This window comes from Paraburkholderia acidisoli, assembly GCF_009789675.1.
Lineage (GTDB): Bacteria > Pseudomonadota > Gammaproteobacteria > Burkholderiales > Burkholderiaceae > Paraburkholderia > Paraburkholderia acidisoli.
Map to the genome: position 1 here is coordinate 1,213,111 of NZ_CP046913.1, position 17,251 is coordinate 1,230,361.

Sequence of the window (17,251 nt, forward strand, 5' to 3'; positions counted from 1 at the left end):
CAATACACGCATCGTAGGCAAACGACCGGTATCCGGGTGTATGCGCTTGTCAGCGAGTTGTCGGAGTCGTTAAAAAATGTATCAGCACGCGGGCGGCCGCACGGGCATCGCCGTGCGGCCGCTGATCGACGCGATGACTGCGCCTTTATTGACGCTGATAAATCTCGGCGCCTTGCTTCACGAACTCGACCGCCTTCACTTCCATGCCCTTCTTGAGCGCTTCGGCGTCGCTCATGCCTTGCTTCGCCGCGAAGTCGCGCACGTCCTGCGTGATCTTCATCGAGCAGAAGTGCGGGCCGCACATCGAGCAGAAGTGCGCGACCTTGGCCGAGTCCTTCGGCAGCGTCTCGTCGTGAAACTCGCGCGCCTTGTCCGGATCGAGACCGATGTTGAACTGGTCTTCCCAGCGGAACTCGAAACGCGCCTTCGAGAGCGCGTTGTCGCGCACCTGCGCGCCCGGATGACCCTTGGCCAGATCGGCCGCGTGCGCCGCGAGCTTGTACGTGATGATGCCTTCCTTCACGTCGTCCTTGTTCGGCAAGCCCAGGTGTTCCTTCGGCGTGACATAGCAGAGCATCGCGGTGCCGAACCAGCCGATCATGGCCGCGCCGATACCCGAGGTGATGTGGTCGTAGCCCGGCGCGATGTCGGTGGTGAGCGGTCCGAGCGTGTAGAACGGCGCTTCGTCGCACCATTCCAGTTGCAGGTCCATGTTCTCCTTGATGAGCTGCATCGGCACGTGGCCCGGGCCTTCGATCATCACCTGCACGTCGTGCTTCCACGCGATCTGCGTGAGTTCGCCGAGCGTCTTCAGTTCGCCGAGTTGCGCTTCGTCGTTGGCGTCGTAGATCGAGCCGGGGCGCAGGCCGTCGCCCAGCGAAAAGCTCACGTCGTATTCCTTCATGATTTCGCAGATCTCTTCGAAATGCTCGTAAATGAAGGATTCCTTGTGATGGGCGAGGCACCACTTGGCCATGATCGAACCGCCGCGCGACACGATGCCGGTCATGCGGTTGGCCGTGAGCGGCACGTATTGCAGGCGCACGCCCGCGTGGATCGTGAAGTAGTCCACGCCTTGCTCGGCCTGTTCGATGAGCGTGTCGCGGAACATTTCCCACGTGAGGTCTTCGGCCTTGCCGTTGACCTTTTCGAGCGCCTGATAGATCGGCACCGTGCCGATCGGCACCGGCGAGTTGCGCAGGATCCACTCGCGCGTTTCGTGGATGTGCTTGCCGGTGGAGAGATCCATGACGGTGTCGCCGCCCCAGCGGATCGCCCACGTCATCTTGTCGACTTCCTCGCCGATCGACGACGTCACCGCCGAATTGCCGATGTTCGCGTTGATCTTCACGAGGAAGTTGCGGCCGATGATCATCGGCTCGCTTTCCGGGTGGTTGATGTTCGCAGGAATGATCGCGCGGCCGCGCGCGACTTCCTCGCGCACGAATTCGGGCGTGATTTCCTTGAGCGCATCCTTGCCGAAGGCCGCGGCGCCGAACGCCTGGCCCGGATGCTGGCGGCCCATCATGGCGGCGAGCTTCGCGCCGTTCGGGCCGCTGGTCTTGAGGCTTTCGAGGTATTCGGCGCGGCGCTGGTTCTCGCGAATCGCGATGTATTCCATCTCGGGCGTGATGATGCCCTGACGCGCGTAGTGCATCTGCGTGACGTTCTTGCCGCGTTGCGCGCGGCGCGGCGTGCGATGCAGGCCGGGGAAACGCAACTCGGCCGTGGCCGGGTCGGCGGCGCGCTCGCGGCCGTAGTCGGAGGAGAGGCCCGGCAGCGCTTCGGTGTCGCCGCGCTTTTCGATCCACGCCTGACGCACTGCGGGCAGACCCGCGCGAATGTCGATCTGCGCTTCCGGGTCCGTGTACGGGCCCGACGTATCGTAGACGTAGATCGGCGGATTCTTCTCGCCGCCGAAGCCCGTGGGCGTGTCCGATTGCGTGATCTCGCGCATGGGCACGCGGATGTCGGGCTGCGAGCCGCTCACGTAGATCTTGCGCGAATTGGGCAGCGGCGCGATGGCGGCTTCGTCGACGTGCGCGTTGGCGGAAATGAATTTGGGGTTGGCGTTCATGCCTGTCTCTCCATGCAAAGCAAAGTGGGAACGAGGCTTAGCAGGAGACGAGACGGAACGTGGACGGACTTCGCGATGAAGGATGACGTGCGAATGAGGCTGCGAAGTCCGGACGCTTCCCTGCGCTGGCATTATCCAGATCAGGTTCAAAGGGTATTTCTCACCCGCGCAATACGCTGCACGACTTTCGTTCAGTGCGGCGCATGACGCAGGACCCCCGCGTAAGCAAGGCCAGACGATACACCGCGCTGCGACGATCTGGCAAGTGCCTTTGCGCGCGCCGTGTGCCCGGCATGGCTCGCGGGCGCTTACAGCGAGAAGTCGTCGGCGGCTTCGGGCTGGAACAGGATGCGCTCGATCTTGAGCGTTTCCACCGCGCCGCTCGGCGGCATGAAGCGCACCGTGTCGCCGCGTTTGGCGCCCAGCAGCGCGAGGCCCGCGGGCGAAAACACGTTGAGGCGGCCTTGCTCGACATTCGCGCCTTGCGGATACACGACCGTGTAGGTGAACGGCTCGCCCTGATCGTTCACGAGCGTGACCTGCGAGTTCATCGTGACGATGTTCGCGCCGACATCGCGCGGCTCGACGATCTCGGCGCGTTCCAGGAATTCGTCGAGCATGGTTTGGCGCGCGGCGGCGCCGGGTTCCGCGGCGCTTTTTTCGAGGCGCGCGAGATCGAGTTCGGTGAGGTAGCGGATTTTTCGGGACGACATGGCGGTTCTCCTTCCGGCGAGCGGAGCGGTGTATCGATCGGGTTATCGGGATCGATGGTGCGGTTCGAGTTTCAGCGGCGGCACAGCGCGGCTAACGAGACGTGATGGATCGGCCCGGAGCCCGACGAAACGGCTCCGGTGCAGCGAAGGAAGCGTTCAGTGCGGACGCCGGGCGGCGTGGAGCGGGGCGCGCGGGGTCGTGGGCGAATGGCGGAAGTGCGCAGCCGGGTTCGCGAAAGGATGTCGCGCGACGGCTGGGACGGCGTACCCACGCGATTTGCCAGGCGGGCTATGAAGCGGGCCGCCAGGCGGCTTGCACGACGTTACGCCGCGCGCGCGCGCCAGCGCACCGTGCGAAGCGCACGGCGGCAGGGCGGAATCGGGGCGTGAAGCTAACGTGTGCATGGAGACGATTTTGGGCCGAGCCGACCATAACGGTCAGGCTCGGCCCGTAAAAATATGAAAGTGAATCGAAAGAATTGTTGATGCTAGCACGATCTCGATAAGCTAGCGCAAGATCGGAGCCCGCGCGATTTTTTCCTGTCGACAGAAGAAAACAGCACGCCGTCCAGGCTGCGGAGCGACCGCGTTTTGCGCGCCTGCAACTGTTGCGCATAAAGCCTTTCGAAAGCGGCCGCAACGCCATGCGATGCTGCATAATGCGTGGCGCGCAGGGCCTGGATCGGTCTGAACGAACTTGTCTCAACGAGTCGGTGTGAAGGAGTCTGCATCACTATCGCAGGCACTTTTCGGGTCGCGCGTAGTCATCGTTTCATGCTCCGTTTTCTTCAGCGTCTCCCGCGTCCTCAGCGCCTTTTTCGCCTCCGCACCATGTCGTCGAGCTTCACTCGTCCCGCCGCCGCACTCACGCCGGGATGTCCGCGCGCCATCCGTCTTCCCGGTTTCGCGTCATGACGACGCCGCTTCGCTCCACCACGCGCACGCTTGCTGCTGGCGCGCTGCGCTTCGCCACGGCGCTATGGCGCTTCGCGCGCTCGCTGCGGCTGCCGCAAACGCGCGGCGGTCAGGTCGCGCTGGCGCTGGCCGTCGTCTATTTCGTCTGGGGCTCGACCTATCTGGGCGTGCACGTGGCGCTCGAATCGTTTCCGCCGCTGCTGCTCTCGGGCCTGCGCAACCTGCTCGCGGGCATCGGTTTGTTCGTGTTCGCGCTGCGCCGGCGGCCTGTGATGCCAACGCTCGTCGAGGTGCGCAACGCGGGCGTGGTCGGCACGATGCTGGTGGGCTTGTCGAGTGGCATGCTCGCGTACGGCATGCGTACCGTAGGCACGGGTACGGCGGCCGTGATGGTCGCCACGGTGCCGCTGTTCGCCACGTTGATCGCCGCGCTCTCGGGGCGCCGCGTCGCGAAAGCCGAGTGGGGCGCGATCGCGCTCGGGCTCGTGGGCATTGCGATCCTGAGTCGCGGCGGGGGCGCCTCGGGTACGCCGGGCGGCTGTCTCGCGATTCTGTGCGGCGCGCTGTTCTGGGCGGTGGGCGCGCATCTGGCCGGGCGGCTCGCGCTGCCGAAGGATCTGTTCATCGCCACGGCCTTGCAGATCGGCCTGGGCGGCGCGATTTCGACGCTCGTCGCGTGGGTCAGCGGTGAGCGTATGGGCGAGCTGCATTTTTTGCCCGTGGCCGCGTTTCTCTACCTCATGTTGATCGGCACGATGGCCGCGTATGTCGCGTATGGCTATCTCATTCGCCATACGAGCCCGCTCGTGGCGAGCAGCTGCATGTACGTGAATCCGGTTGTGGCCGTCGCGCTGGGCGCGCTATTCCTCGGCGAGCCGATCACGCATGCCACGGTCATCGCGACCGTGCTGATTTTGGGCAGTGTCGGCTTGTCGTTCATCTTCGACGACCGGCGCCGCGCCGCTTGATTACCGGCGTGGGTGTCGCTTTGGCGCCCTCGCCGGCCAACGCATCGCGATCACGCGGGCAGCCTCGAACAGCCTTCTACTCCCGCCAATAAACGCACGGCCGCGCCGCGATGGATTCGCGGCGCGGCCGTTCGCAGACTTCGTTCACATCCAGCCGGTTTTCGTCCTCGATACGCACATTACAACGGCGTGCACGGGCCCACCGGCGCCAACACCGTCGTCAGCCCGATTACTTCGCCTTTTCGGCGGAGTTCGTGACGGCGTGGCCGCCAGCGGAAACGTCCTCGCCGGCGCCCGCAATCGTATTGCAGGCGGCCAGGCCAGCGATCGATGCGGTAACGAGAAAGAGTGCAATCAGGCGCTTCATGAGGAGATCCTCCACGGTGTCTAGGGAACTCTCCTTGCGCACGGGGCGTGCCTGAAAGATTCGGTACTTTTTTCAGGGTGCCGCCGACCCGTTTCCGGCGCGAAAAACCGGCTCGGGAGCGGCGTTTGCGCTAGGCGAATGTCGGCGTGAAGCGGTCCCGTCGGGTTTTGTCGGTGTGCGGGCGAGCTTGCAGTACGTTCGCGGATCGAATCCCGACCGCCACGCGCCTGCCCATCAACGATGCAAACCGGCGCGCCGCATTACGTGCAGCCATGTGCAGCTTTTGCACGGTATGCGCGAGTGCGGACGGCGAGTTGTGGCCAGATTGACCGGATTCACGCCAACGCCAACCCACAAGGCACCAACGTTCGAAGGAGAGTGAGATGTCGACTACTACCCACGCTTCGTATGAATTCAACCTCAAGCGCGTGCGCGAGGAAGCGCGCCGCAATCTCGAGCAAGGCCCCGTCACCGAAAACTACGGTGCGGATCGCAAGACCGTGCTGAAGCTGCTCAACGATTCGCTCGCCACGGAACTCGTGTGCGTGCTGCGCTACAAGCGCCACTATTTCATGGCGAAGGGCATTGAGTCCGAAGCGGTGGCGCAAGAATTTCTCGAGCACGCGAACGAAGAACAACAGCACGCCGACATGCTCGCGGCGCGTATCGTCCAGCTCGGCGGCGAGCCCGACTTCTCGCCGGCGCACCTCGTGGAACGCTCGCATTCCGAATACAAGGAAGGCAAGAATCTCGAAGACATGATCCGCGAGAACCTGATCGCCGAGCGCATCGCCATTGAGAGCTATCGCTCGATCATCCAGTATCTCGGCGAAGGCGACACGACCACGCGCCGTATCTTCGAAGAGATTCTGGCGGTGGAAGAAGAACACGCCGACGACATGAGCGACCTGCTCGACAAATAAGCGGAAGACGTCGAGCGAGAGACGCGCCGGTCGCCCGGCGCGCATCGCCAGATCAAGCCCGCAGGCGTTTATTGCGCCGACGAAGCCTGAGCGCCCGCGCCTTCGCGCGGGCGCGTTGCATAGTGGATCCAGCCCGCGAGCGCCGTGAAGGCCAGGCCCGCGACGCACGCGCCCACCCAGCCGAACGCGTGCCACGTGATCGCGCCCACGGCCGAGCCCGTCGCGCCGCCAATGAAATAGCAGACCATGTAGACCGTATTCACGCGGCTGCGCGCCTCGGGCCGCAGGGCGTAAATGCGCGACTGGTTCGAGATCTGCGCGGCCTGCACGCCCACGTCGAGCACGATCACGCCGATCACGAGACCGACGAGACTTTTCCCCGAAAACGCGAAGATCACGAACGCCAGCGCGAGCAACGCGAGCGAGAGCGTGATGACGGCGCGCGGCCCGCGCTTGTCGGCGGAACGGCCGGCCCACGGCGCGGCCAGCGCGCCCGCTGCGCCCACGATGCCGAACAGCCCGGCGGCCTGCGGACCGAAATGGAATGGCTCGCCCGCGAGCAGGAACGTGAGCACCGGCCAGAACAGGCTGAATGCCGCGAACAGACAGGCGCCCGTTGCCGACGCTTCGCGCAGGCCTTTCAGCTCGACCGCGAGATGCCACATCGAGCCGATCAGCTTGCCGTAGCCGAGCGTCGAGGTCGGCTGGCTTTTCGGCAGCTTTTTGACGATGACGACGGCGAGCACGAGCAGCGCGACGATCGACGCGCCGAACACCGCGCGCCAGCCGAAGTACTGGCCGATGAAACCGGCCGCCGTGCGCGCGAGCAGGATGCCGAGCAGCAGGCCGCTCATGACGGTGCCGACCGCATGGCCGCGGCCTTCGGGCGGCGCGAGTTCGGCGGCGAACGGCACGGCCTGTTGCGCGATGGTGGCCAGCACGCCGATGGCGAGACTTGCGGCGATCAGCACGACGAGCGTGGGCGCCGTGGCCGCGACGAGCAGCGCGACGCACACGAGCGCGATCTGCAGCAGGATGATGCGGCGGCGGTCGTAGCGGTCGCCGAGCGGGGCGAGCAGCAGCATGCCGAGCGCGTAACCGAGTTGCGTTGCCGCGGGCACCGCGCCGATCCACGCGGCCCCGGACGGAAAGCTTTGACGAAAATCGTCGAGCAGCGGCTGGTTGAAATAAATGTTCGCGACCGTCACGCCCGCGATGGTCGCGAGCAGGAGCAAAAGGCCGCGCAACGAGCGGCTCTCGCCGGCGGTTGCGGAATCGGTGTGGGACATGATGTGAGGCGGGCGGCGCCCGGCATGCGTCGGCTGGCTTGGAGCGTGCCGATCATACCGGAGCGCGCGCAATCGTGCTGATGGCGCTGGCGGCGCGGCGCGCAGGCGCGCGCCGCCGCCGCGACCGGGTGCGGGGTACGGGAAGCGGGAATCAGGCGATCAGTTCGCCGGACATATCGTGAAACGGGTAAGGACCGTCGAACGCGTCCACGTAGCCGTGGTGCGTGACGAGCCCGCCGCGCGCCTCGTAGCGATGGATCGCGTAAGCGGCCGGTTCGAGCGTGAAGGTCGAAGGCGCGTCGGGCGCCAGATCGAGCGTGACCTGGTGCGCGGGCGCGGGCACGGCCGCGGCAATGGTGCCGCCGAAGCGCACGAACATCGGCCGGTGCACGTGGCCGCACAGCACGCGCTCCACGTTCGGGTGGCGCGCGATCAGCGCTTCGAGTTGCTCGGCGGCGCGCGGCTCGAGACGAATCGCGTCCATGTGCGCGATGCCGCAATCGAACGGCGGATGATGAAGCGCGACGATCACGGGCAACTCGCGCGCGGCGTCGAGCTGCTCTGCGAGCCACGCGAGACGCGCCTCGCAGAGCGTGCCGGCGCTCTGGCCCGGCTGCATCGAATCGAGCGCGATCACGCGCAGCGGCCCGAGGTCGACGGCGTACTGAATGAAGTCGCCGCCTTCGCGCAGTTCGGGGCGATCGGCGAAGACTTCGCGCAGCGGCTCGCGCGCGTCGTGATTGCCGATCAGCAGCCAGTAGGGAATCTCGAGCGTGTCGAGCAAGGTTTTCAGATGTCGATACTCCTCGACCGTGCCGCGGTCGACGAGATCGCCGGTCATCAGCACGGCGTCGGGGCGCGGCGCGAGGGCGTTCAGGCGCGCGATGGTGCGCGCGAGGCTCGCCGCCGTATCGACGCGACGGTAGGCGAGCGCGCCGGGTTGCTTGATGTGCAGGTCGCTGATCTGGACGAGCAACATGGAATTCTCCACTGTGTAGAAATTACGCGAGCGCGATCAATGCTTCCGGGGCGATCGCGATACCGACAGGCGTGCCGCGAGCCAGTTCGATCCGGCCCGCGACATCGACGAAAAGCGCATCGGGTGCCGCACCGCCGATCGTGAGGCGCGTGCGCTCGCCGAGAAACGTGGCCTGTTCGATCACGCCGCGCAAGGGCGCGACGGCGGGATCGGCGAGCGTGGCGTCTTCGGGGCGGAAGAACAGCTCCGCCGCGCCCGATGGGTTGGTGCTTGCCGCATGCGTCGCGCTGGCCGCACGCTCTACACGTATTGCGCCGCCGCTCGTGCGCAGCATGCCGTCCTGCCATTCTCCGGCGAGCCGGTTGAGCGTGCCGATGAACTGCGCGACGGCGCGGCTCGCGGGCTGGTAGTAGATCTCGCGCGGCGTGCCGATCTGCTCGATGCGGCCCGCGCTCATGACGACGATGCGGTCGCCCAGTTCCATCGCCTCGGCCTGATCGTGCGTGACGTACACGGTCGTCACGCCCAGTTCGCGCAGGAGCGTGTTCATCTCGGCGCGCAAGGTGTCGCGCAGGCGCGCGTCGAGCGCGGTGAGCGGTTCGTCGAGCAGCAGCACGCGCGGACGCGGCGCGAGCGCGCGGGCCAGCGCCACGCGCTGCCGCTGGCCGCCCGACAGCTGGCTGATGGGCTTCGCGGCGTGCGCTTCGAGGCGCATCATCGCGAGCAGTTCGTCCACGCGGGCCCGCGCCTCGGCGGCGGGCACGCGCTGGATCTTGAGGCCGTAGCCGATGTTGCCGCGCACGTCGAGGTTTGGAAACAACGCGTAGTTCTGGAACACCATGCCGACCTTGCGGCGTTCGATGGGCAGCGCGGTCACGTCTTCGTCGCCGAACGCCACCCGGCCGTGCGCGTCGGGCATCTCCAGACCGGCGATGATGCGCAGCGTGGTGGTCTTGCCGCAGCCCGAGGGGCCGAGCAGCACCAGCGTTTCTCCCGCGCCGATCGTCAGATCGAGCGCTTCGAGCACGCGCGCTCCGTGAAAGGTCTTGGCGCAGCGCGTGAGCGTGATCGGGATCGATTCGAGTTTCATACGGTGTCCTTCGGTTTCTGCCGCTTGTGCTGCTTTCCCGCCACGCCGGGCACGTCCACGCCGAGCCATTGCATTGCCACGAGCAGCGGCATGGTCATCAGGAAGAACAGGATCGTGTACGCGCTGCCCACTTCGAGCCGCAGCGAGGCGTAGGTGTCGGCGAGACCCACGGGCAGCGTTTTCGTGTCGGGCGTGTGCAGCATCCACGTGAGGTTGAATTCGCCGATCGAGAGCGTGAGCACGGCGAGCGCGCCCGCCACGATGCCGGGCCGCGCGTTGGGCAGCACGATCGTCACGAAGCGCTGCCAGAAGCTCGCGCCGAGGCTCGCGGCGCCTTCTTCGAGCGTGCGCAGATCCGCTTGCGAGCACACGGCCGCGACGGGCCGCACCATGAACGGCAGCGTGAACACCACGTGGCCGACCACGATGAACGCCACGCTCATGCGAAACGCGGAGAAGCCGCCGTAGACCACGAGCAGCGCGAGCGCCGAAGCGAGGCCCGGCAGCGCGACCGGCAGCACGAGCAGTTCTTCGATCACGCGCGACAGACGCGTCTTGCTGCGCGCGAGCGCATAGCCCGCTGGCACGCCGGTGAGCAGGGTGACGGCGAGCGTCGCGGCGGCCACTTCGAGCGAGAGGAACACGCTCGCGTGATATTGCGTCCAGACTTCGTCGAGCCAGCGCAGCGTGAGACCGCTCGCCACGCCGCGAAAATAGTTGACCGTGAGCCCGGCGACGATCGACATCACCACGGGCACGATCAGGAACGCGCAGGTGGCGAGCGTGACGAGCCACTGGCCGCACGCGATCCACGTGCGGGCGGTGGGCACCGCGAAACGGCGCGGCGTGCGTTGCGCGCCGGGTGCGTCGTCGTTGTGCGAGCGCGTGGAAGCGGGCAGCGAATGCAGGGGCGACTTCATGGGCGACTTCATGCGGTGGCCGCGACGGCCGAGCCCGTCACGCTGCGCGCGAGCGTGAGCACGGCCCACGTCACCACGCCGAGCACGATCGAGAGACCGGCCGCCGTCACCATGTTCGCGTTGAGCGTGAACTCGGTGTAGATCGTCATCGGCAAGACGTCGATGTCGGTGGCGAGCGTGAAGGCGGTGCCGAACGCGCCCATCGCCGTCGCGAAGCAGATTGCGCCCGCGGCGACGAGTCCCGGCGTGAGCGCGGGCAGCACCACGTCGCGAAACACGCGCCACGGCGAGGCGCCGAGCGAGCGCGCGGCTTCTTCGAGCGAGGCGTCGAGCTGGCCCGCGACCGCCATCACCGTGACGATCACGCGCGGAATCGAAAAGTACAGATAGCCGATGAAGAGGCCCGCCATCGAATACGCGAACACCCAGCGCTCGCCCGTGAAGCGCAGCGCGAGCGCGCCGATCAAGCCTTGGCGCCCGGCGAGCATGATGACCATGAAGCCGACCACCACGCCCGGAAACGCGAGCGGAAACGTGAGCAGCGCGAGCAGCGTGCGGCGTCCGGGGAAGGCGCGGCGCGCGAGCAGCAGGCCGCAGATAGTCGAGATCACGAGCGTCGCAGCGGTCACGGCCGCCGACAGCGCGACGGTTGCCACGAGGCTTCGCATGTAGCGGCCGTTGGTGAGGAGGGCGCGATACGTGTCGAGGAAATGGCCGTCGGCGCTGACCTGCACGAGCGTGACCATCGGCAGCAGCCAGAAGGCGAGAAACACGGCGAGCGCGGGCGCGAGTAGCGCCACGCGCCAGCGCAACGGAAAAGTCAGGTCGTGCATGAATCGGGCAAATGATGGGGCGATGAAGCGAACACGGCTCAGTGCATGATCTGCAGATAGCGCTCGCCGAAGCGCTGTTGCTGCGCGGCCATCTTGCCGAAATCCACCGGCTTGGCGCGCGCGTATTCGCTCGCGGGCAGGAACTTCGCGGCGGCCTCGGGCGAGAGCGTGTTCGCGCGCACCGGGCGCAGATACGCGTTGGCCCACAGCTTCTGGCCTTCGTCGGAGAGCACGAAATCGAGCACTTTCTTGCCGTTGTCGGCGTGCGGGGCGTTCTTCACGAGGCTCATCACGTAGGGCACGGAAATCGTGCCTTCCTTCGGAATCACGAATTCGACGTTCGCGCCGTCCTTGTACTTCGCGCGATAGGCGTCGAAGTCGTAGTCGAGCAGGATCGGAATTTCGCCCGAGAGCACGCGCGCATAGGCGGTCTGCTTCGGCACGATCGGCTGGTTGGCCTTGAGCTTGCTGAACCAGTCGAGGCCCGGCTGGAAGTTGTCGAGCGTGCCGCCGAGCGCGAGATTCACGGCCACGGCGCCTGCATAGCCCACGAAGGCGCTGGACGGATCGAGGTAGCCGATCATGCCTTTGTACTCGGGCTTGAGCAGGTCGGCCCACGAGCGCGGCACGGGCTTGCCGTCGAGCGCGTCCTTGTTGACGAAAAAGCCGAGCGTGCCCGAGTGGATCGCGAACCAGTAGCCTTGCGGGTCCTTCTCGTTGGCGGGAATGTCGTCCCAGTGCGCGGGCTTGTACGGCGCGATCACGCCTTTGTCCTTCGCCTGGAACGCCGACGAGACGCCGAGATACACGACATCGGCGACCGGGCTTTTTTGTTCGGCCATCAGTTGCGCGATGGCCTGACCGGAGTTCTTGTTGTCGAACGGCACGCGAATGCCGGTCTTTTGCTGGATCGCCTTGATCTGCGCGGCCCAGTCGGCCCATTCGGGCGGGCAGTTGTAGCAGATCGCGGTGGCGTCGGCGTGCGCGCTGCCGGGCGCGAGGAGCGCGGCGAAGCTGCCAACGACGAGGGCGGCGGCGCTGGCGGCGCGCAGCGCGGGCGCGGCGAACGCACGCAGGGTCAGCGAGAGCGGGCCGGCGAAGGCGAGTCGGCGAATCACGGCAGGTCTCCAGGTCGGATGAAAAGCGTTCTGCTTGTTAGGGGCATGGCGGGCGGCGTCGTGAGGTCGCCCGGTCGTGGCTTGGGTACGTCGTCAGGCCGATAAAGCGGAGGCGCAGCGAAACGGGAGGCGTGGGCTGAACGTGTCGAACGTGTCGAGGCGGCTCATGCGAACGATGCGGGCGCGCGCTCAGGCGAGGTCGACGTTGCGGCCGCCTGCCTTGCCGCTCGATCCGCCACGCATCCCGCCACTCGTTTCGCTGCCCGCGTTCTGCGCGTCGCGCCCGTGCGCGGCGAGCGGCGCATGCGCGATCGCCGCGACGGTACCGCCCATGCGCAGATCGTGCGGCAGCGTGTGCGCGAGCGGTCCCACGTAATGTCCGCCGATGCGCGCCATCAACCGCTGCCACGCGGCCCGGCCGATTTCCGCGTTGGGCGTGCCGATGCTCGCGAGCGGCGGCGCGAGCAGTTCGCTCACGGCGAGGCCGTCGAAGCCGAGTATCGACATGTCTTGCGGCACGCGCATGCGCGCACGGCGCAGGCCGCGCATCACCACCATCGCGAGCAGATCGTTGCTGCAGAAGAGGGCGGTCGGGCGCTGCGGGCCGTGGGTCAGATGCGCGAGCACGGCAGGCGCGAGTTCTTCGGCGTTGAAGTCGATTTCCAGCGCGGGCGCGGGCGTGAGGCCCGCCTGCTGCATCGCGAGCGCGTAACCGGCGTGACGCTGACGCGCACGGTCGGAGGCCGCGAGCGTGCCGGCCAGCATGAGAATGCGCCGGTGGCCATGCGCGATCAGCATGCGCACGCCGTCGTAGGCGGCTTGGTGGTTGTCGGCGGACACCGAGGGGCGGCGCTTCGTGTCGTTGTGCATGAGCACGTAAAGCGGGCCGTCGGCGTCGAGTTCGTCGAGCAGCGGATGCGTATCCGCGTCGGCGACCGTCAGGATCAGGCCTTCCACCCGTTGCGCGCGCAACGTTTCGATCGCATGGCGCTCGCGGTCGGCGTCGTATTGCGTCGTCATCAGCATGAGACGAAAGCCCTGCGCCGAAGCGAGATCGTCAATACCCTGCAGACATTCGGCGAACACCGGATTAGCGAGCGTGGGCAGCACCACGCCGATAAGGCGCGAGCGTTCGCCGCGCAACTGGCGGCCGAGCGGGTTGGGGCGGAACTTGAGCGCGTCGATGGCTTCGCGCACGCGCGCGAGCGTGACCGGATTGACGGTGTGCGGCGCGTTGATCGCCCGCGAGACGGTGGCGATCGAGAAGCCCGCGTGTGCGGCGACATCCTTGATGGTTGGCGTCATGCGTGTGCGGCCCCGGCGTCGTTGTAAACGTTTTCGATGCAGGGATTATCGGAACTGCATATGACCGCGCGATGACGCGGCGCGTGGCGCGGCCTTTGGCTGTGCGGTGCGCAATGGTAGAATCGCGTCCGCCCTGCCGGGGTGATGAAATTGGTAAACATAGCGGACTTAAAATATTGAGTGCCCGACCGGAAACGGCCGGTGCAGAACCCCTCAAATTCGGCGAAACCCCTGGGGCTTGCGACACGGCGCGCAAGTCGAACCCGAGGCAACGCCGAGCCAAGCCCGCCGTCGCGCACAGCGGCGGCGTGGAAGGTGTAGAGACTAGACGGGGGGCGCCTAAGGCGGCGCGCGGCGTGTACAACGCGGCGAGCGGCAACGGCGAAGGCATAGTCCAGCGCACGAACGCGTCACCTGCGAGCCTCGCAGCTGCGACGCGGCGTCGAAAGGCGTAGTGTGACGAAAATCCGCCGCCTCACGGCCTGCCGGTTCGAGCCCGGTCCCCGGCACCATTGTTGTTCAGTGAATCGGCGAAGCTGGCTTCGTGCGTTTCATTGTCTGGATTGCGCAAACCCGCGACAGCGTCACGCTTCGCGGGTTTTTTCATGGGCGCGCGAATGCCCGGCTCGTCACGCAAAGACACACGCGGAAAAGGGCGATCGGGAAGGAGAAAACGAAGGACGGCAACGTTTGGCGCGCTGGCCAAATGCGCGATCGAGACGGCCGGCGCGGCAAAGAGCGCGCTCCGGCGAACCTGCCGGACGTTCAGGGAAACGGAAAGCGATCAGCGCGTGCCGATTCGACCGGTGTGCGGATTGATCAGCTTGGCGAAACCGAACAAGGCTGCGATTGCGAAGGGGCAGGCAATGAAGAAAGCGGTCAACATGATGCGCACCAGGTCAATACGTAACAAAATGTTTCGTCAGTGTAACCCGGCTATGTGAATTGGGTATCAGGGAGAACGACAACATAGTGTTGCGTTATCGCAAGATAATCAAGGACCTGGCGGTGCGGGGAACGGCCGGAAAAGCCCGGCTGGCGGGGCGTGCGGAAGAAGTGACCGCTTACGGAGCGGAAAGAAGTCGTAATGGCGGGAAATAATTTCAGATGCAGTCGAAGATTACTTCTACTGTCTGTGTCGTCATGCCGCGTACGCCGGTGCTGTGAACGGCCACGGCATGCATCTGCTTCTGTTGCTTGCGGCAGTACGACTGCGCTTCGCTCACGCCAGCGGAGCGGACGCGATTCCATGAAACGAGGTCCCAGCGCGCGCGGCTCGTGACGGTGAGATGACCATCCTGTCTCGAATTGATGCCGGTCACCGACGTGCAGGCTGCCAGCATGCTGACTCCAAGCAGGAGGATGTGTCCTTTCATAGATTCTCCGTGGTCCGCGAGCATTCTCGCCGCCAAAGCGTGACATTGGCAACCCGAAAGAAAGCGGAGCGCACGCGCCGTCAGGCAGGCAAAAAGCCCGCAAGAGCGACGGTAGAAACGGGATTCTGGCAAGCGGAGTGTCGCGCATGCAACGAGACGGCGCGCGGAGAAAGCGCGCCGAAGGGGCGTACGCCGATTATCGGGGCGAGATCAGTTCGAGAATCAGGTGCGACCGAACTCAAACCCTTGGCGGGCGCCACGTTTCACAAGGCTCACGAGCGTTGCGCGACCCTTCAGGGCGATAACGCGCACGCCACCTCCGGCAGCGTGCCGCCTTGCGAACGACAAGAACGCGCTGAACGACCTTAGTCGTGGGCGATCACGTCGCCGACCTGACCCTGGCCGGACACGAGGCAGGACGAAAGGAAGCTCTCGCCCTGTGCGCTGGCGCCGTGTTCGCCGAAGCCATGCAGTAGCGCTTTGGCTTTCACGAGCGCGGAACCTTGCGCGCAGGTGAGCGACCCGGCCTCGTGAGCTTGCACGCGTGTGAACGCGCGGTTCGCGAGGAGAAGTGCGAGGACGATACAGACACCGACATTGAATGCTTGTCTCATGATTTCGTCTCCTTTGTATTGAGACTATCCCAGTCGATCGACGTCCGAATCCAGGAGTTTCCCGGCGATGCAGTGCAACACATGCGGCGCGTAAAACCACTTGTTTTATGCACTCCGCGAGATGTTTCGGCATCCTGTTCATGCCCGCGGAACTTCTGCGCCTTGTGGAGCGCGGCGCCGTGTTGCGGCCCCACGAAAATCCGTCAGGCATTGCGTCGCAACAATGGCGCGACGCATCAGGTGAGACGTCAATTAACGACTGTAGTCGCCAGCCTTTTTTTGCGCGCGCGGCACACGGTCGCTGCGCGAAAACGCGCAGTTTTCAGGGCATTGGCGTAGCGGGATGCACCGTCAGAACGTTCGCAAACGCTCTTGTACGCCCCTGTTTGATCGACGAAGCCAATCACGCGCATTTCTACGCGCCACGCTTTTAAGAGTCCGCTGCAAACCTGAACCCGGGCGCTGCTTGTCAAGCCGATGGCAATCCCGCAAGATCGACGCCCGCTCCCCAATTTGCGAGGTGACCTATGCAGCTGATCGGCATGATGGATTCCCCTTACGTGCGGCGTGTCGCGATTTCGCTGCACGTGCTCGGCTTCGAGTTCGAACACCGCAGCATTTCGGTGTTCGGCGGCTACGATGAATTCGCCCGCATCAATCCCGTCGTGAAGGCCCCGACGTTCATCGACAGCGACGGCACCCAGCTCATCGACTCGACCTTGATTCTCGACTACCTCGATCGCAAGGTGCCCGCCGCGCAGCGGCTCATGCCCGAGGAAACGCTCGAGCGCACCTACGCGTTGCGCGTGACCGGTTTCGCGCTGGCCGCCACGGAAAAGACCGTGCAGCAGGTCTACGAGCGTGCGCTACGCCCGGCCGAGCGTCAGCACGAGCCCTGGTTCGAGCGCGTGCACGCGCAGATGCACGCGGCGTGGGGCGTGCTCGATACGCTCGTTGCGGGCCGCGACGGCTGGCTGTGCGCGGGCCGTATCACGCAGGCCGACATCACCGCGGCCGTGGCGTGGCGCTTCATGCAGCACATGCTGCCGGGCAGCGTGGATGCCGCGCGGTATCCGGCAATCGCGGCGCTTTCGGCGCGTGCCGAGGCGCTGCCCGAGTTCATCGCCACGCCGCTCGAGTGAGCCATTGCGTCCGAGCGCTGGCGTGCCGGGCTGGCGCGCCATCGCCTGGTGACGCCTTGTGCCGACGCCTTGTGCCGATACACCCGGCGATTGTCGAAATCGATCGCGTCGATAGAGCGGTCCCGCCTCGTGCCATGGCGTGCGATTGTTTGTGAATCGCGACAAGTGACTTCGCCGATAGCCCATTTATCGTTGCGTCCCGTCTCCCTAGAATCACATCCATCGAAAGAGCCCGTGTCGCTGCGACGCGGGCACGCAGTGGGAGCGGGTCATGAAATCCTTTATCGAACGACAGTTGTATCAACCAGCGCTGGTTCTGCCGATGGTGGACCTGATGCAGTTGATGGTGTCGCTCGACTTCAACATGGGTCAAGTCGGGCTGATGATGGCCACACGCGGCGCGCGTGCGGCATTGACGCGTTCGCGCACGCTGTGGAACGCGGGCCAGGGCGAATGCGCCGCCACGGATTGCGTGCATTGAACGCACGCTGACTCTCGCTCGCCCCCCCCCAAAACCCTACCGAATGTATTGCTGCTCGCGCGCGGTAACGCGCTGCGTTCGACGATCCCCCTGACGTGCAGCGGCATCCGCCCGTTTGCTGTTGCGACGTCACCCTGTGAG

The 17,251-nt window shown here is 65.6% G+C and carries 17 protein-coding genes and 1 riboswitch; of the genes, 5 read left to right on the plus strand and 12 right to left on the minus strand.

Annotated elements, in window-relative coordinates; translation table 11 throughout:
* Window positions 1–145: 145 nt before the first annotated feature.
* Both thiC and FAZ98_RS05250 read right to left on the minus strand, forming a co-directional pair.
* Complete coding sequence (gene thiC / locus FAZ98_RS05245; RefSeq protein ID WP_158949427.1) at window positions 146–2,077, minus strand: phosphomethylpyrimidine synthase ThiC; 1,932 nt, start codon at window positions 2,075–2,077, stop codon at window positions 146–148.
* A gap of 99 nt (window positions 2,078–2,176) precedes the next feature.
* Window positions 2,177–2,306: riboswitch (TPP riboswitch) on the minus strand.
* 79 nt (window positions 2,307–2,385) lie between these two features.
* On the minus strand, window positions 2,386–2,790 hold the full coding sequence (locus FAZ98_RS05250; protein WP_158949429.1) for a GreA/GreB family elongation factor: 405 nt from the start codon (window positions 2,788–2,790) through the stop codon (window positions 2,386–2,388).
* Window positions 2,791–3,701: 911 nt separating this feature from the next.
* Between FAZ98_RS05250 and FAZ98_RS05255 the strand changes: the two genes are divergently transcribed.
* A complete protein-coding gene (locus tag FAZ98_RS05255; protein WP_158949431.1) occupies window positions 3,702–4,673 on the plus strand; it encodes an EamA family transporter in 972 nt (323 codons plus the stop codon).
* A gap of 229 nt (window positions 4,674–4,902) precedes the next feature.
* On the opposite strand, the gene FAZ98_RS05260 is transcribed toward FAZ98_RS05255, so the two are convergent.
* Window positions 4,903–5,040, minus strand: coding sequence for an entericidin A/B family lipoprotein (locus FAZ98_RS05260; protein WP_158949433.1), 138 nt, complete (start codon window positions 5,038–5,040; stop codon window positions 4,903–4,905).
* A gap of 383 nt (window positions 5,041–5,423) precedes the next feature.
* Between FAZ98_RS05260 and FAZ98_RS05265 the strand changes: the two genes are divergently transcribed.
* A complete protein-coding gene (locus tag FAZ98_RS05265; protein WP_158949435.1) occupies window positions 5,424–5,963 on the plus strand; it encodes a ferritin-like domain-containing protein in 540 nt (179 codons plus the stop codon).
* A 68-nt stretch (window positions 5,964–6,031) separates the two neighbouring features.
* Here FAZ98_RS05265 and FAZ98_RS05270 read toward each other — a convergent pair whose 3' ends face one another.
* The 7 genes from FAZ98_RS05270 to FAZ98_RS05300 form a co-directional block, all read right to left on the minus strand.
* Window positions 6,032–7,252, minus strand: coding sequence for an MFS transporter (locus FAZ98_RS05270; protein WP_158949437.1), 1,221 nt, complete (start codon window positions 7,250–7,252; stop codon window positions 6,032–6,034).
* A 151-nt stretch (window positions 7,253–7,403) separates the two neighbouring features.
* On the minus strand, window positions 7,404–8,231 hold the full coding sequence (locus FAZ98_RS05275) for a phosphodiesterase (protein WP_158949438.1): 828 nt from the start codon (window positions 8,229–8,231) through the stop codon (window positions 7,404–7,406).
* A gap of 22 nt (window positions 8,232–8,253) precedes the next feature.
* A complete protein-coding gene (locus FAZ98_RS05280; RefSeq protein WP_158949440.1) occupies window positions 8,254–9,321 on the minus strand; it encodes an ABC transporter ATP-binding protein in 1,068 nt (355 codons plus the stop codon).
* Window positions 9,318–10,241 carry an ABC transporter permease gene (locus FAZ98_RS05285; protein ID WP_407672037.1) on the minus strand — a complete coding sequence of 308 codons (924 nt, stop codon included), beginning with the start codon at window positions 10,239–10,241 and terminating at the stop codon, window positions 9,318–9,320. Before FAZ98_RS05285 ends, FAZ98_RS05280 begins: the two co-directional genes overlap by 4 nt.
* A gap of 8 nt (window positions 10,242–10,249) precedes the next feature.
* Window positions 10,250–11,074, minus strand: coding sequence for an ABC transporter permease (locus FAZ98_RS05290; RefSeq protein WP_158949442.1), 825 nt, complete (start codon window positions 11,072–11,074; stop codon window positions 10,250–10,252).
* A gap of 38 nt (window positions 11,075–11,112) precedes the next feature.
* Entirely contained in the window at window positions 11,113–12,126 is a 1,014-nt protein-coding gene (locus FAZ98_RS05295) for an ABC transporter substrate-binding protein (RefSeq protein WP_233272696.1), read from the minus strand.
* Window positions 12,127–12,381: 255 nt separating this feature from the next.
* The gene (locus tag FAZ98_RS05300; protein WP_158949444.1) at window positions 12,382–13,497 is read right to left on the minus strand and encodes a LacI family DNA-binding transcriptional regulator; all 1,116 of its coding nucleotides are present in this window, start codon (window positions 13,495–13,497) and stop codon (window positions 12,382–12,384) included.
* 544 nt (window positions 13,498–14,041) lie between these two features.
* On the opposite strand from FAZ98_RS05300, the gene FAZ98_RS05305 reads away from it, so the two are divergent.
* On the plus strand, window positions 14,042–14,407 hold the full coding sequence (locus tag FAZ98_RS05305; protein WP_158949446.1) for a hypothetical protein: 366 nt from the start codon (window positions 14,042–14,044) through the stop codon (window positions 14,405–14,407).
* A gap of 193 nt (window positions 14,408–14,600) precedes the next feature.
* Here the strand turns inward: FAZ98_RS05305 and FAZ98_RS05310 are convergent, their stop codons facing one another.
* Together FAZ98_RS05310 and FAZ98_RS05315 are read right to left on the minus strand one after the other, a co-directional pair.
* Window positions 14,601–14,873 carry a hypothetical protein gene (locus tag FAZ98_RS05310; protein ID WP_158949448.1) on the minus strand — a complete coding sequence of 91 codons (273 nt, stop codon included), beginning with the start codon at window positions 14,871–14,873 and terminating at the stop codon, window positions 14,601–14,603.
* 365 nt (window positions 14,874–15,238) lie between these two features.
* Window positions 15,239–15,487 (minus strand): hypothetical protein, encoded by a 249-nt coding sequence (locus tag FAZ98_RS05315; protein ID WP_158949450.1) that lies wholly within the window; start codon window positions 15,485–15,487, stop codon window positions 15,239–15,241.
* A gap of 527 nt (window positions 15,488–16,014) precedes the next feature.
* Here FAZ98_RS05315 and FAZ98_RS05320 point away from each other — a divergent pair.
* Window positions 16,015–16,629: a glutathione S-transferase family protein gene (locus tag FAZ98_RS05320; RefSeq protein WP_158949452.1), complete on the plus strand. Its 615-nt coding sequence runs from the start codon at window positions 16,015–16,017 to the stop codon at window positions 16,627–16,629.
* A gap of 271 nt (window positions 16,630–16,900) precedes the next feature.
* A complete protein-coding gene (locus tag FAZ98_RS05325) occupies window positions 16,901–17,110 on the plus strand; it encodes a hypothetical protein (protein ID WP_158949454.1) in 210 nt (69 codons plus the stop codon).
* The last annotated feature ends 141 nt before the right edge of the window (window positions 17,111–17,251 follow it).

What these genes read in the sequence shown, in the direction of transcription:
- FAZ98_RS05265 (WP_158949435.1), top strand. Translation starts at nt 5,424, where the DNA reads ATGTCGACTACTACCCACGCTTCGTATGAATTCAACCTCAAGCGCGTG.
- FAZ98_RS05310 (WP_158949448.1), bottom strand. Translation starts at nt 14,873, where the DNA reads ATGAAAGGACACATCCTCCTGCTTGGAGTCAGCATGCTGGCAGCCTGC.
- FAZ98_RS05260 (WP_158949433.1), bottom strand. Translation starts at nt 5,040, where the DNA reads ATGAAGCGCCTGATTGCACTCTTTCTCGTTACCGCATCGATCGCTGGC.
- FAZ98_RS05290 (WP_158949442.1), bottom strand. Translation starts at nt 11,074, where the DNA reads ATGCACGACCTGACTTTTCCGTTGCGCTGGCGCGTGGCGCTACTCGCG.
- FAZ98_RS05315 (WP_158949450.1), bottom strand. Translation starts at nt 15,487, where the DNA reads ATGAGACAAGCATTCAATGTCGGTGTCTGTATCGTCCTCGCACTTCTC.
- FAZ98_RS05270 (WP_158949437.1), bottom strand. Translation starts at nt 7,252, where the DNA reads ATGTCCCACACCGATTCCGCAACCGCCGGCGAGAGCCGCTCGTTGCGC.
- thiC (WP_158949427.1), bottom strand. Translation starts at nt 2,077, where the DNA reads ATGAACGCCAACCCCAAATTCATTTCCGCCAACGCGCACGTCGACGAA.
- FAZ98_RS05255 (WP_158949431.1), top strand. Translation starts at nt 3,702, where the DNA reads ATGACGACGCCGCTTCGCTCCACCACGCGCACGCTTGCTGCTGGCGCG.
- FAZ98_RS05280 (WP_158949440.1), bottom strand. Translation starts at nt 9,321, where the DNA reads ATGAAACTCGAATCGATCCCGATCACGCTCACGCGCTGCGCCAAGACC.
- FAZ98_RS05300 (WP_158949444.1), bottom strand. Translation starts at nt 13,497, where the DNA reads ATGACGCCAACCATCAAGGATGTCGCCGCACACGCGGGCTTCTCGATC.
- FAZ98_RS05285 (WP_407672037.1), bottom strand. Translation starts at nt 10,241, where the DNA reads ATGAAGTCGCCCCTGCATTCGCTGCCCGCTTCCACGCGCTCGCACAAC.
- FAZ98_RS05320 (WP_158949452.1), top strand. Translation starts at nt 16,015, where the DNA reads ATGCAGCTGATCGGCATGATGGATTCCCCTTACGTGCGGCGTGTCGCG.
- FAZ98_RS05250 (WP_158949429.1), bottom strand. Translation starts at nt 2,790, where the DNA reads ATGTCGTCCCGAAAAATCCGCTACCTCACCGAACTCGATCTCGCGCGC.
- FAZ98_RS05325 (WP_158949454.1), top strand. Translation starts at nt 16,901, where the DNA reads ATGAAATCCTTTATCGAACGACAGTTGTATCAACCAGCGCTGGTTCTG.
- FAZ98_RS05275 (WP_158949438.1), bottom strand. Translation starts at nt 8,231, where the DNA reads ATGTTGCTCGTCCAGATCAGCGACCTGCACATCAAGCAACCCGGCGCG.